This window comes from Celeribacter sp. SCSIO 80838 (genome assembly GCF_056498065.1).
This window is the reverse complement of sequence record NZ_JAZKMA010000001.1, coordinates 2,669,921-2,682,999: the sequence shown is the minus strand read 5'-3', so window position 1 is coordinate 2,682,999 and position 13,079 is coordinate 2,669,921. Positions and strand designations below refer to the sequence as shown.

Sequence of the window (13,079 nt, the reverse complement as noted above, 5' to 3'; positions counted from 1 at the left end):
CAAAGCCGACGGACGCCCAAAATGCCGGATCAAGGCCGACCGCAACCGCGTGTCAAAAATCGAGTCAAAACGTGACCGATACGCTGGATCTGGCGTTGTGGGCCTCCGTCTACGATTGGGCAACCGTCGTTCACATACCGCGGCTCCTGAGTGTCAACGGAGCGAGTCCCTCTATTGGTTCGTGTGACGAACTGCCCGAACTTATCTAACGGCAGACAAATTCAGTTTCTTAAAAACTTTTGCGTCGAACTGCATGATATAGACGCTCGAACTAACCATTGATTTTAATCACTTTTTTCTTCACAAATTTCATAACGGGCTGCATCGAAAGTGATGTGTGAACTCCCCATCCGAAGATCTTCAAACAACGTATTTCCAACGCGAAAAAGTTTCTCTGCATAAAAAGTTGACAGAAAGTTTCCCTTATGAAAACATTTTATCAACCTTTTTGGAGGAGGAGGTTTCATGTATAGCGTTCGGCTACCCAAGCCGTGCGCCCGTGTCTGCAGTTCTGTGCTGTGGATGGGTGGTGCACGACAATGATTATCTTTGCAAAAATTTCGGAATTTTCGAGCATCGTTGGTCGGCTCGTCTCGTGGGTGCTCTTTGCGCTCATGTTTCTCTCGGTCGCCGACGTGCTGCTCAGAAAGTTCGCGAATTCCCCGCTTCCGTGGGCCTTTGATGTCGCGACGCAGCTCTTTGCGCTGCACTTCACGCTCGCGACGGCCTATGCGCTCGTCGATGGTGAGCATGTGAAAGTCGGGCTCATTTATGACCGCCTGCCGCCGCGGGGACAGGCCGCGCTCGATCTGGCCTGTTACCTCATCCTGTTCCTGCCGTTTTGCATCGCGCTCATCTACTACGGTTGGAGCTTTGCAGACCGCGCCTGGACCTATGGTGAACGGAGCCAAGGTGCCGCAGCTGTGCCTGTCGCCTGGGTCAAAACCATCATTCCGGTGACTGGGGCGATGCTGACCCTTCAGTGTCTCGCGATCTGCGCGAACGCCGTAAAAACCTTGCGGACGGGACAACCGGCATGAGTCCCGAATTTCTGACACTGGCCATGTTTGTCGCGCTGCTGCTCGGCATCTTTTCCGGACACCCGCTCGCCTTCGTTCTCGGTGGCCTGTCGATCATCTTCGCATGGCTCGGGCCAGGCCTGAAAATCATGCCGATCCTCATCGGCCGGATTTACAGCCAGATGGACAACTACATCCTGATTGCGATCCCGATGTTCATTCTGATGGCCCGCCTGCTCAGTGACTCTGGCGTGACTGACAAGATGTTCGACGTGCTCCGCCTGTCCTTCGGACGTCAACGCGGAGGCATCGGCATTGCGGTGGTGATCATCTCTGTGATCCTCGCTGCGACCACCGGCATTATCGGCGCTTCTATGACCGTCATGGGGATGCTGGCGCTGCCTGCGATGCTCAAATACGGCTATCAAAAGGAACTGAGCACCGGCGTCATCGCAGCGGGTGGGAGCCTCGGCATTCTGATCCCGCCGAGCATCATGCTCGTGATCCTCGGAAGCTATGCACAGATCTCTGTCGGTCAGTTGTTCGCCGCCGCTCTCATGCCGGGTCTGATGCTCGCGACGCTCTATGCGCTCTACGTGCTCATCGTCACCACGATCCGCCCCGATTGGGGCCCACCGGCGAGCCAGGACGAACTCGACGCCGTGAGCGGTCGTGAGCTGATGCTGCAGGCCCTGACCTGCGCCGTCCCCCCGATCCTGTTGATCCTCGGCGTGCTCGGGTCCATCTTTGCGGGCATCGCCACAACGACCGAAGCCGCCTCCATCGGCGCCTTTCTGACCCTGATCCTCGTGATCGTGCGTGGAATGTTCAGCTGGAGAATGTTGGCCGAAGCTCTGTGGGCCTCTGCCAAAACTTCCGCCATGGTGCTCTTTGTCGTGGTCGGCGCGACGGCATTTACGGGCGTGTTCGTGGCCATCGGCGGGGCAAAGATCGTGGCGCAGTTTATTGGCGATCTCGGCCTCGGGCCGTGGGGCACTTTCATCGCGATGATGGTGATCGTGTTTCTGCTCGGGATGATCCTCGACTGGCTCGGGATCGTGCTGATCTGCCTTCCGGTCTTTCTGCCCATCGTCAACACCTTCGGGTTTGATCCGATCTGGTTCGTGATGATGGTCGCCATCGTTCTACAGACATCGTTCCTGACACCGCCGTTCGGCTACGCGCTCTTCTATCTCGAGGGGGTCGCACCGCCGGGTGTCACGATCGGACATATCTACCGCGGGATTCTACCCTTTGTCGGGCTGATCCTCCTGGGCTGCATTCTCTGCGCCGTTTTCCCGGGGATTATCACCTGGCTGCCGGAACAGATTTTCGGGCGATAACCCAATCGCCATTCACCAAGTGGGAGGAGCCACATGAAGACAACACTGAAAAGAGCGACGCTCGCAGCAGCTTTGGCAGTTGCAAGCTCGGCGGCGGTTGCCGCAGAAGAGGTCACACTCAGCATGACCAGCGTTTGGCCGGAGGGGATCAACCTGATCGATTCCGACAAGCATTTTGTCGAACTCGTCAACTCGATCGGCGACGGCAAATTGCAGATCGATTTCATCCCTGGCGGTCAACTCGTCCCGTCGACCGAAGTGTTTGGTGCGGTGCAGTCCGGCGGCGTCGATATGGCGACGGACTGGCCCGGCTATTGGGCAGGCACCAACAGCACCTTTTCGCTCCTCGGGTCGTTCCCGATGTTTTTCACCCTTCCGGACTTTATCCTGTGGTCCAATGAATGGGGTGGCCGCGAGATGTTTGACGAGGTCTATGGCCAGTATGGGATGAAATACATTCCCATCATGCTCGTGACCACAGAGTCCGGCCTGCGCGCGAACAAATCGCTACCCGATCTCGCCTCTCTTGACGGCGCGCGCATCCGGATGTCCGGCCGCCCGCAGGGGGAAATACTCGCAGCGCTCGGCGCCGCACAGGTCACCCTGCCCGGGTCGGAAGTCTACCAATCGCTGGAGCGCGGCGTCGTGGATGCTGCGGAATTCTCCGCTCCGTCTACCGATCTCGGCATGGGTTTCGACGAGGTGACGGACTACTGGCAGTCACCGGGCTGGCACCAGCCGGGATCGCTCAATGGCATTATGATCGAACTTTCGGTCTGGGACAGCCTGACGGACGAGCAAAAGAACATTCTCGAAGTCGCGGCCATGGCCAATATGCTCTGGACAATCGGCCACTACGAAAAGACCTCGACGGATGCGGTGAAAGAATTCATGGCGGTCGGCACGCAGGTCGACACGCTCTCGGACGCCGATCTGGAAGAGCTTCAGAGCATCGCCAACAGTGTTCTGGTCAAGGAAGCCTGCCAAAACCCGCTCTACGCGAAAGTGGCGGCGTCCCAGCTTGATTACCTGCAGGATTACGGCAACTGGCGCGGAATGCAGGGTGAGTTTGCGATGGGGCGGAACCTGTCGAGCTTCCCCGATCTGGAGGCCATCAAGGCCTGTGCCGGCTAAGTGAGCAAAGCTCCTCCCCCAATGAAAGGGCCCGCATTGCGGGCCCTTTCTGCATGACGATCAATGAAACGTCAGTCGCGGATCAAGACGACGAAGGCCCGTGCCTCTTTGTCACCGATGGCGTAGCCGAAATGATCCTGATCCGCATCGAACTGAATGCAATCGCCTTCGTTCAGGATGAGTTCCATACCCGCGTATTTAAACATCATCTGCCCTTCGAGCATGAGCAAGACCTCTTCGCCCTTGTGCCGGTTGATCGGCGGGCTTTCCTTTTTGGACCAGAGCGGAAGCGTGAGAAAAAAGACTTCGGACCGTGGGTTGGCCTTCGTCAAATCGCCAATCTCATAGCGATACCCGAGATTTGTCCCGGAACGGTTGATCTGTCGGAGCTGGCCTGCGCGCAAAACGCTGATGGATTTGCGCTCTCCCTCGGGCATAAAGACCTCGGCCATACTGACGCCATAGGCCTCCGAGAGTTTTGTCATCACAGCAATGGACGGCGTAGCCTGCCCGCGTTCTACTTTTGACAAATATCCTTTGGTAACACCGACTTGTCCTGCAGCCCAATCCAGTGTGAACCCCGCCCGCTTTCGAACGTCTCTTAGTCGCTGACCGAGTTCACTTATCTTCTCGTCTTGCTGCAATGGCCACCTCTGAATGTTTCCTCACATTATCATATAAAGAAAACAAATTAGCACAAGAAGTTCACCCTCAACCGATGATTGTCGCTTCCGTTGCCGCGCGGAACTCTTCTTCCGTCACGCCGTCGGCGCATTCGACGATTTTGAGACCGCCTTCGACCACGTCGAGCACACCGAGGTTGGTGATGACTCGGTTGACGACACCTTGGCCGGTGAGCGGCAGGGTGCATTCTTTGAGGAGCTTGGATTCTCCGTGCTTGTTGGTGTGATCCATCACGACCACCACGCGGCCCACGCCCGCGACGAGGTCCATCGCGCCGCCCATACCTTTGACAAGCTTTCCGGGGATCATCCAGTTCGCCAGATCGCCCTTTTCGTCCACTTCCATCGCGCCGAGGATCGCCATGGCGATCTTGCCGCCGCGGATCATGCCAAAGGACGTCGCACTGTCGAAATAGGCGGTGTTCGGGACCTCGGTGATCGTCTGCTTGCCGGCGTTGATCAGGTCCGGATCTTCGTCGCCCTCATAAGGGAACGGGCCCATGCCGAGCATGCCGTTCTCCGATTGCAGCGTGACGGTCACGCCCTCGGGGATGAAGTTCGGAACCAGCGTCGGGATGCCGATGCCGAGGTTCACATAGGTGCCGTCCTGCAGCTCTTGTGCGGCGCGTGCCGCCATTTGATTGCGATCCCAAGGCATTATGCTTCCTCCCGGTTGCGCGTCGTGCGCTGTTCGATGCGTTTTTCGTGGTCGCCCTGAATGAGGCGGTGGACATAGATGCCCGGCAGGTGGATGCAGTCCGGATCGAGCGATCCGGTCGGCACGATTTCCTCAACCTCCATCACGCAGACCTTGCCGCACATCGCTGCCGGCGGGTTGAAGTTGCGTGCGGTCTTGCGGAAGATCGCGTTGCCGCTTTCGTCGGCTTTCCACGCCTTCACGATGGAGAGATCGGCAAAGATGCCCTCTTCCATGATGTAGGTCTCGCCGTTGAACTCTTTGTGCTCTTTGCCCTCGGCGATCACCGTGCCGACTCCGGTTTTGGTGTAGAACCCCGGAATGCCGTGACCCGCCGCACGCATCCGCTCGGCCAGCGTACCCTGCGGGTTAAATTCGAGCTCCAGTTCTCCGGAAAGATACTGACGCATGAACTCCGCGTTCTCGCCCACATAGGACGACATCATCTTTTTGATCTGGCGCGTCTCCAGCAGTTTGCCGAGGCCGAAGCCGTCCACACCTGCGTTGTTGGACGCAACCGTCAGGTCCTTCACACCGCTCTCGACCACTGCATCAATCAGCAACTCGGGAATTCCGCACAGGCCAAAGCCCCCCGCTGCAATCAACATCCCGTCCGTCAGAAGGCCGTCGAGGGCCTCCGACGCAGAACCGTAAATCTTACTCATTCATGTTCTCCTTACCTGCCCGCGTCATCAGACCCGTCTGTTCCATTTCACCCTCATTCGGAGTGATCAGAAAGACGGATCCTCAAGCACGATTTGCGTTTGTGAAACGATTGCGGCCACTTTGCCGTCAGAGCGCGTGACCGTGGTCTGCCACAGCATCGTGCGGCGCCCTCTGTGAATCGGAATGGACTCGGCCCGCACCATGTCCCCTGCGGGAATGGCTCGTAGAAAGTTCGTCTTGCTTTCTACGGTGACCGTGCCCTGGCCCGGCTCCAAATTCATAAACGCACCTGTGCCTCCGATGTTGTCGCAAATCGCCATGACAGCACCACCATGCAGCGTGCCATTGCGGTTAAGCAGCTCAGGCGTGACCCGCATCTCGGCAATGATCCTGTCAGGAACCGCAGACACAATCTTCAGCCCGAGAAGTTTTGCAAAGGGCGGTTGGTTCGCTGCCTCGGGGTGGATGGGCTCGGCATCATCGGATACGGGGGTCATTGTGCTTATTCTCCTGTGCGGCGGCGCGGGAAAGGCATGCCCGCACTATGTGCCGTCAGACTGCCATCCACAGGAATGATTGCGCCAGAAATATATGTCGCTTTCGGTGACATTAAAAAGGCAATCAGCTCCCCGACTTCCTCCGGGCGCGCCATGCGCTGTTGGGGCAGTTGGACCTGAGCGCTTTCTTTGAACTCCTCGCGCACGCCCGCCATCATATCCGTATCGACGGGACCGGGGCAGACACAGTTCACAGTGATGCCAAAGCGGGAATAGTCGACGGCCCAGCATCGCGTGAGTGCTGCTATGGCGCCCTTCGACGCCGTATACGCATCCGCGAGCGGCATTGCGACCAGTGCTGCGACGCTGCCCATCGTCACAATCGAGCCTTCGTTGCGCATTTTTGGGCGGAAGGCACGCACGGTGAGGAGCGTGCCAGTGAGGTTGATGTCGAGCGTCTTGCGCCAGGCATCGAGGTCGATCTGCTCCGGACGGCTGTCGCGAGGGCGCAAGTTGATCCCTGCTCCACACAGCAGGGCGTCAATCGGCCCGATCTCTTCCGCGAGGTCTTTCAGCCGCGCCTCATCGGTCACGTCGCAGATGTGGCTCTGGATCGCGTCCGAGGGGTTGGGCTTGAGATCAAGTGAATGGACAGTATAGCCCTGGGCTGCGAGGATGGCGGCTGTTGTGCCGCCTATCCCCTGCGCCCCGCCGGTGATCACCACAACGCGAGATGCACTCTCCACCATCGTTTAGCGCTCCACCAAGCGGAAGACAGGCAGAACGGTTTCCCCGTCTTCGACTGTTTCGAAATCAACGGAGACACGATCCCCGATTTTGGCGTCTTGTCGATTGTCTCCGACAACGTTGCTCATCAGTTGAACGCCTTCGTCGAGTTTGATGACCGCCATGACATACGGAAGTTTATCGCCAAAGCCGGACGGCGGACCGGCGACCTGCACGGTCATGGTGTAGATCTCGCCCGTGCCTGCGGAGGGCCGGAACTCGAGATTGTCGTTCAGGCAGTGCGGGCAATATTTGCGCGGATACATGATCGGCTTGTCGCAATCATTGCAGTATTGGATCACGAACTTCTTTTCTTTGGCCGCTTCCCAATAGGGGGCGGACCATTTGGTTGGGTGCGGAAGGGGACGGGATACGTTGGTCATGCTGCTTCCCTCGACAGAATGGTGACATGAGAGTCCATCCAGGTTCCCCCGGAGGCGGTTTCGACTGCGTTGACGAGATTTTCGACCTGACGGTCGCCGGCCTTGCCCATCATCTGGCGGAAACATTCGACCATCACGGCCACGCCGCCACCGACGGCTGTATGGCCCATCGACAGCATCCCGCCGTTCGTCGTCATCGGGAGCGATCCGCCCGGGCTGGTTTCTCCCGCTGCGACAAAGGCCCCTGCCCGCTCGCCACGGCACAGGTTTAGCCCGTCGAGAGAAATCAGCGGCCAGACCGGATAGGCGTCATAGATGGAGGCGAGTTGGATGTCGTTTGGCCCGATACCGGCCTCTGCGTAGGCCTGTGCACCTGCCTCTTTGAAGCCGAGCTTCGCGAGATCGGTGTCCTGGCTGAGGGTGTAATGGGTGACGAGCGAGCCGTGCCCGCGCACATAAACCGGCATATCGGTGATTGCCTTGGCGTCATCGGCGGCGGCCACGACAAAGGCGCTCGCCCCATCGGCCAGCATATTACAGTGGCGCGACCGGAGCGGGGTCGCGATCATCTTGGAGTTCAGCACATCCTCAATGGTCAGCGGATCACGATACATCGCGTTCGGGTTCAGAGCCGCCCATTTGCGCAGGCTGACACAGACCGCCGCCATTTCTTCTTCGGTGGTGCCGGTCTCATGCATGTAACGCGCGGCGGCGAGAGCGCCCACGGCGTTCATGTTGTGACCATAGGGGGCCTCCCACTCTTCGGAGACGCCGGTTGTGGCAAAGAGGTCGATCCCGCGCTGTTTCGGCAGAGACCCGACCGCATCGGAATGCACCACGAGGATACGTTTGGCCTGACCGGAGGCGATCAGCGCGTCGGCAACGGTCAACACGGACGAAGACGTCGCGCCGCCCGCCATGATCTGACAGTTCATTTTCACGCTGCGCAGCATGCCCAGTTCTTCGCAAAGGCGCGAGAACACGAGGTCCACCTGCCAATGGGAATTCGCCAGCGCGCCGACGGGCAGGATCATGTCGATATCGCGCGGGCTGAGGCCCGCATCAAGGATAGCATCGCGACAGACGGTCATCGCGGCGTCGAGTTCGGATCGTTCCGGGTATTTGCCAGACGGCACTTCCCCGATCCCGACCACAGCTGAGGTCACTTTCTTCATTTGAGTCTCCTTATCTGGCAACCGTCAGTGGACGGCCGCATACATGATGGTTTTCTCGTCGGCGGCATCGGCGGAGAATTCCTCCACGATGCGGCCTTTGCGACAGACCAGAATGCGGTCTGAAATCGACAGGATTTCCGGCAGGTAGGACGAGATCACGACGACCGTCGTGCCGGCTTCGCTGAGTTTGCGGATGAGGTCGTGAATCTCGGCAATCGCGCCCACATCGACCCCGCGCGTGGGTTCGTCGAGGAAGACGACCCGTGGCTGTTGCACCAGCGACTTCGCGATTACGACCTTCTGCTGATTGCCGCCCGAAAGCTCGATCACGCGCGCATCGGGGGTGATCGAGGCGACATCGAGGTCCTCGATCCACTTTTTCGCAACCGGTAGGAAATCCGATTTGCGGACGATTTGCCCGCGCCCGAAGCCAGCGGCGAGCCAGCCCATGCCGATGTTCTCGCTGATCGACATATCGTCGAAAAAGCCCTCGGCCTTGCGGTCTTCGGTCACATAGACGATCCCGTCGCGCATCGCCGTGCGCGGCACGCGGTAGCGCACCGGGCGATCATCCAACAGGATCTCCCCGCCATGAAAGGTGTTGCGCTTGAACACGCCGGAGATGATCTTGGCCATCTCCGTGCGGCCCGACCCGATCAGGCCGAAGATGCCCGTCACCTGCCCTTCGAACAGGCTAAAGGACGTGTTGCGGACGATGTTGCCCATCGACAGGTTCTGGATACTGACGGACCGCCGCCCCGCCGGTCTCGGGTTCCGCAAACCTTTCGTCGCCTCTATCCCGGACGCATCGCGCCCGACCATAGAGGTGATGATCCGTGCGCGGTCGAACTCAGCTGTCGGCCCCGTATCAACCATCTGACCATCGCGCAGAACGGTGATCCGGTCCGAAATCTCTAACGCTTCTTCGAGCGCGTGGCTGATGAACACGATGCTGACATTGTCTTTCTTGAGACGTCGGACCAGGCTAAAGAAATGGTGCTTTTCCTCCGGCGTGAGCGAGGCCGTCGGTTCATCAAAGATGATGACCCGCGCCTTTTTGCGAACCGCGCGCGCGATCTCGACCATCTGGCGTTGTGCCACGCCGAGGGTCGTCACCTGCGCCCACGGGTCCACGTTGAAGTTCAGACCCTGAAGGAATTGCTGCGCAGCGATGTAGAGCGGGCGCAGACGGTTGAACCCCTTTTCCTCCCCGAGAAACAGGTTCTGCGCGACCGTCATCGTCGGCACGAGCGAGTTCTCCTGATACACCATCGCAATCCCCGCCGACATTGCGTCGGTCGGGCCGGTGAAGGCACGCTCTTCCCCGTCGATAAAGATCTTGCCAGTGCTCGGCTTGACGACCCCTGCGAGCATCTTTGTCAGCGTGGATTTGCCTGCGCCGTTCTCGCCGAGCAGCGCATGAATTTCGCCCTGTGCGAGATCGAAATCGACGTTCGAAACCGCGTGGACGTTGCCATAAGATTTGCTGACCGCTTCCATATGGATCATGGTCACACCTCCTCTTTCGGATCGAGAGTCACCACACAGCCCGCACCCACCGACGCGACCGCAAGCGTGCCATCGTCCAGTGCCACGCAACTCACCGTCCCGTGGCGGCGTCCGTCCGCACGGCTGTGAAAGCTGCGCTGGGGCACGAAATCGGCGTTCAGTTCGACCACGAGGCCCCCTGAACGGCTCGGCGCCCAAGGCTTCATAATGCCGAGTTGTTTCAACGCGCCGCCCTGAAGCGGCTCCAGGAACGACTCCTGCGGGTAGAGCGACGGGGCGATCCAGTGCTCTGGCGCCGCGGTGTCGGTCATCTGGGCGACGAATTCGCGTTCACTCAAAACAAACTCGATAAGCTGGTTGCGCGGGGCCTTGAGGCAGAGCGCATAGCCCGCACCCAGTTTCGCCAATCCTGCCGGATAGCCGGGCAAGTGGGCGATCAAGACCTTCTTTGCGCTGGCTCCATCGACACGCGACACGCGACACGCGGAGCTTTCGGAAAACAGGACCGATCCGTCCGCTTCCACCAGCGGGGCCTCAGGCCAGGACAACCCCTCGGCCAGCTTGCGCGCCGCGCCGTTGAGCGGCAAATGCCAGAGGCTTCCGGTTTTGCCGTGTTCCAGCAGATCCTTCTGCCACGCATCCGCGCCATTGCGCGTCGAGCCAACGGTGACAAAAACCCCGCCGTCCGCGTCAAAGGCCATGCCCGTGACACAGTGCCGAAGATCTTCGGGAATTGTCGGCACGCCGTCGGGGAGTGAGAGCGTGCCGTCGAGACACGCCAGAGCGATCTCCTGTTTCGTGTTCACCGCAAGGGCCGAAACCGGCGCGGCGCTTTGGGAGACCTGCTCGGGCCGCCCTTCGGTCATGCGCATCACTGCGTTCCCGCTGGAGAACCATAGCACGTCATTGACCGTTTGCAGGAGGCCGGGCGCAACGAGGTCGGCCAATACAGGTGCCTCTTCGATCCGGTTGTTCGGGCGGAAGGCCCCGTCCATCGGGGGAACCGTGATCGCGTAATGCCCACGACCAAAGAAACGGTCCCGCATGTTCAGCAGTCCTTGGATCATGTCGCATCTCCTCTGTAAGACGCGGCAGCCGTCCAGTTCGGGTCCGCACCCGGAACGCGATAGCGGCCAATTCGGTTGTTGGAGACGCCACCAAGATAGAGCCAGCCACGGTGCTCGCGCATCGAGGTGATCATCGGGTGGTTGTGGCCACGGCGGTCCCAGAGGCAATCCGTGACTTTGCCGGTCTCGTCGATCTTGATGACGCAGCCGTAGTTCATGTTCGGAAAGAGCCACGCATCGGGGGCAACCCGTTCCACCATGCGCTTGCGTAGGCCCGGATTGCTCAACATCAGGTCGAACACAGGCGTCCGCATTCCCACGAGCGCGATCCAGTATCCGCCATCCGAGGCGCGGTTGATGTTGTCGGGATAGCCCGGTAGGTCCGGCACAACCATTTCGATCTGGCCGGATTTTGCCCCCGCGAACCAGTAGCGCTTGATCGAACAGCCCCATGTCTCGGCAAAGAGGAAGGACTCTCCGTCGCGGCACATACAGATGCCATTCGGGAAACGCAGGTTGGAGATCACGGTGCGCGTGCGACCGGACGACGGATCGTGACAGATGATCCGGCCATTCCCGCGTGCTTCTAGGGCATCGACCATCCAGTCGGACATATCAAAGCGGATCGTCGCCTCGCTAAAGAAGATACGCCCGTCGGGAGCCACATCGAGATCATCGGCGAGGCGCATACGGCTATCGTCGATCACGGACATCAGGCTGCGGTTGGTCTGGTCAGTGAGGCGCGTGCTCTCGCCGTCGGGATTGATGCTATAGACCCCCATCCCCGCAACACAGGCCAACAGATTGCCCTTGCGATCAAAAGTCAGGCCGAGGGGATGCCCGCCGATATGGGCAAAGACCTCTTTTCGGATGAAATCCGGTGCGAAGAAGCGGATGATGTCGCCATGACGGGTGCCCGCGTAGAGATTGCCGTCTTCGTCGAGCACAGGGTCTTCCGGCCCGTCGATCTCCCCGAGACCGATCAGTTCCACATCGCTCAGTTTGTCATTGAGCGCATAGGGCGAGCCGCTGTCTTCGGCGGTCGGCGGACAGTCGGGGAGTTTGAGCCATGTGGGGGAGACATAGACGCTTGAGAGGATCTTGCTGCGGTTCTTCACCCATTTCACGTCGATGACGACCGCCATCAACAGCACAGCCCCGAGCGCGAGAGAGTTGCCACCGGCGGGCAGCCCGAGCCGCACGACACTATTGGTGATCAACAGGACGATCATCGTACCGAGCACCCCCTTGGTGACAGAGCCACGCCCGCCGCCGAGAGAGTTTCCGCCCACGACCGCTGCGGTCACCGCGACAATTTCCATGCTCACGCCGGTATCCGATCCGGCGGCATTGAGACGCGCCGCGTAGAGCACACCGGCCGCAGCCGACAGCATGCCCGAGAGAATATAGGTCACAGCAACCGTGCGACGGACCGGAAGACCGCTGTTAAAGGCAGAGCGACGCGACCCGCCGACCGCGAGAATGCGCCAGCCGAGTCGCAGACGTGTGAGCGTGATGTGACCGATCACGGTGCAGACGGCCGCAAAGATCAGAGCGGGCGGGAGGCCGAACACCCGATCAAAGCTCAGGAAATCCCAGAAGTTGCTCTGTGTCACAGGGGTCGAGATTTTCACCGCAAAGCTGAGAAGCAGAAGATCGACGATGGATTTCGTGATGATCATCGTCACGAGCGTGGTGAGAAACGCGCGCAGCTTCAGAAAGCCGATCAACACCCCGTTGACCGCGCCCACGAGCCCCCCCGCAGCAATCGCCGCGAGCATGGCAACTCCAATCGGCAGTCCGAGCATGTTGAACAGCGCAAGCGTGATAAAGTTGGAAAGCGCGAACACCGAGCCGACGCTCAGGTCGATACCACCGGCCAGCAGCACAAAGACCATGCCAAGCGTCACGAGCAGCATTTCGGCAAATTGCGGCGTCATCCCGAGCAGGCTCTGCATCGAGACAAGGCCCGGATCCCAAGCTCCGAGAGAGAGCAGGACAACCGTGAGGATGGTGACCGGAATGGCATTGTCGATCCAGGGCTTGGAGAGGATTTCTCCGAGGACATGGTCCGGGACAAAGCGATATCTTAGTCGGGACAGCGAGGAGCGCAGCGACAT

13 protein-coding genes are annotated in these 13,079 nt (G+C 59.5%); 3 read left to right on the top strand and 10 right to left on the bottom strand.

Annotated elements, in window-relative coordinates; all coding sequences use genetic code 11:
- The first annotated feature begins 539 nt into the window (after positions 1-539).
- From V1475_RS13365 to dctP, 3 genes are read left to right on the top strand one after another with little or no spacing between them, the layout of a single operon-like run.
- The gene (locus V1475_RS13365; RefSeq protein WP_479413139.1) at positions 540-1,040 is read left to right on the top strand and encodes a TRAP transporter small permease subunit; all 501 of its coding nucleotides are present in this window, start codon (positions 540-542) and stop codon (positions 1,038-1,040) included.
- Positions 1,037-2,362: a TRAP transporter large permease gene (locus V1475_RS13360; RefSeq protein WP_479413138.1), complete on the top strand. Its 1,326-nt coding sequence runs from the start codon at positions 1,037-1,039 to the stop codon at positions 2,360-2,362. Before V1475_RS13365 ends, V1475_RS13360 begins: the two co-directional genes overlap by 4 nt.
- A 33-nt stretch (positions 2,363-2,395) precedes the next feature.
- Positions 2,396-3,496: a TRAP transporter substrate-binding protein DctP gene (dctP, locus tag V1475_RS13355; protein ID WP_479413137.1), complete on the top strand. Its 1,101-nt coding sequence runs from the start codon at positions 2,396-2,398 to the stop codon at positions 3,494-3,496.
- Positions 3,497-3,567: 71 nt separating this feature from the next.
- Here the strand turns inward: dctP and V1475_RS13350 are convergent, their stop codons facing one another.
- The 10 genes from V1475_RS13350 to V1475_RS13305 all read right to left on the bottom strand — a co-directional run bounded on the left by V1475_RS13350 (position 3,568) and on the right by V1475_RS13305 (position 13,079).
- A complete protein-coding gene (locus tag V1475_RS13350; RefSeq protein ID WP_479413136.1) occupies positions 3,568-4,140 on the bottom strand; it encodes a helix-turn-helix domain-containing protein in 573 nt (190 codons plus the stop codon).
- Positions 4,141-4,207: 67 nt separating this feature from the next.
- Entirely contained in the window at positions 4,208-4,837 is a 630-nt protein-coding gene (locus V1475_RS13345) for a 3-oxoacid CoA-transferase subunit B (protein ID WP_479413135.1), read from the bottom strand.
- Complete coding sequence (locus V1475_RS13340) at positions 4,837-5,541, bottom strand: CoA transferase subunit A (protein ID WP_479413134.1); 705 nt, start codon at positions 5,539-5,541, stop codon at positions 4,837-4,839. Before V1475_RS13340 ends, V1475_RS13345 begins: the two co-directional genes overlap by 1 nt.
- 66 nt (positions 5,542-5,607) lie before the next feature.
- Positions 5,608-6,039, bottom strand: coding sequence for a PaaI family thioesterase (locus tag V1475_RS13335; protein ID WP_479413133.1), 432 nt, complete (start codon positions 6,037-6,039; stop codon positions 5,608-5,610).
- Between the two features lie 5 nt (positions 6,040-6,044).
- A complete protein-coding gene (locus tag V1475_RS13330) occupies positions 6,045-6,788 on the bottom strand; it encodes an SDR family NAD(P)-dependent oxidoreductase (protein ID WP_479413132.1) in 744 nt (247 codons plus the stop codon).
- Between the two features lie 3 nt (positions 6,789-6,791).
- A complete protein-coding gene (locus V1475_RS13325; protein WP_479413131.1) occupies positions 6,792-7,208 on the bottom strand; it encodes a Zn-ribbon domain-containing OB-fold protein in 417 nt (138 codons plus the stop codon).
- Complete coding sequence (locus V1475_RS13320; protein WP_479413130.1) at positions 7,205-8,383, bottom strand: thiolase family protein; 1,179 nt, start codon at positions 8,381-8,383, stop codon at positions 7,205-7,207. Before V1475_RS13320 ends, V1475_RS13325 begins: the two co-directional genes overlap by 4 nt.
- Before the next feature lie 24 nt (positions 8,384-8,407).
- Positions 8,408-9,892, bottom strand: coding sequence for a sugar ABC transporter ATP-binding protein (locus tag V1475_RS13315; protein ID WP_479413129.1), 1,485 nt, complete (start codon positions 9,890-9,892; stop codon positions 8,408-8,410).
- Positions 9,893-9,894: 2 nt separating this feature from the next.
- On the bottom strand, positions 9,895-10,959 hold the full coding sequence (locus tag V1475_RS13310; RefSeq protein WP_479413128.1) for an SMP-30/gluconolactonase/LRE family protein: 1,065 nt from the start codon (positions 10,957-10,959) through the stop codon (positions 9,895-9,897).
- On the bottom strand, positions 10,956-13,079 hold the full coding sequence (locus V1475_RS13305) for an ABC transporter permease (RefSeq protein ID WP_479413127.1): 2,124 nt from the start codon (positions 13,077-13,079) through the stop codon (positions 10,956-10,958). The genes V1475_RS13310 and V1475_RS13305 overlap by 4 nt, the downstream gene beginning before the upstream one ends.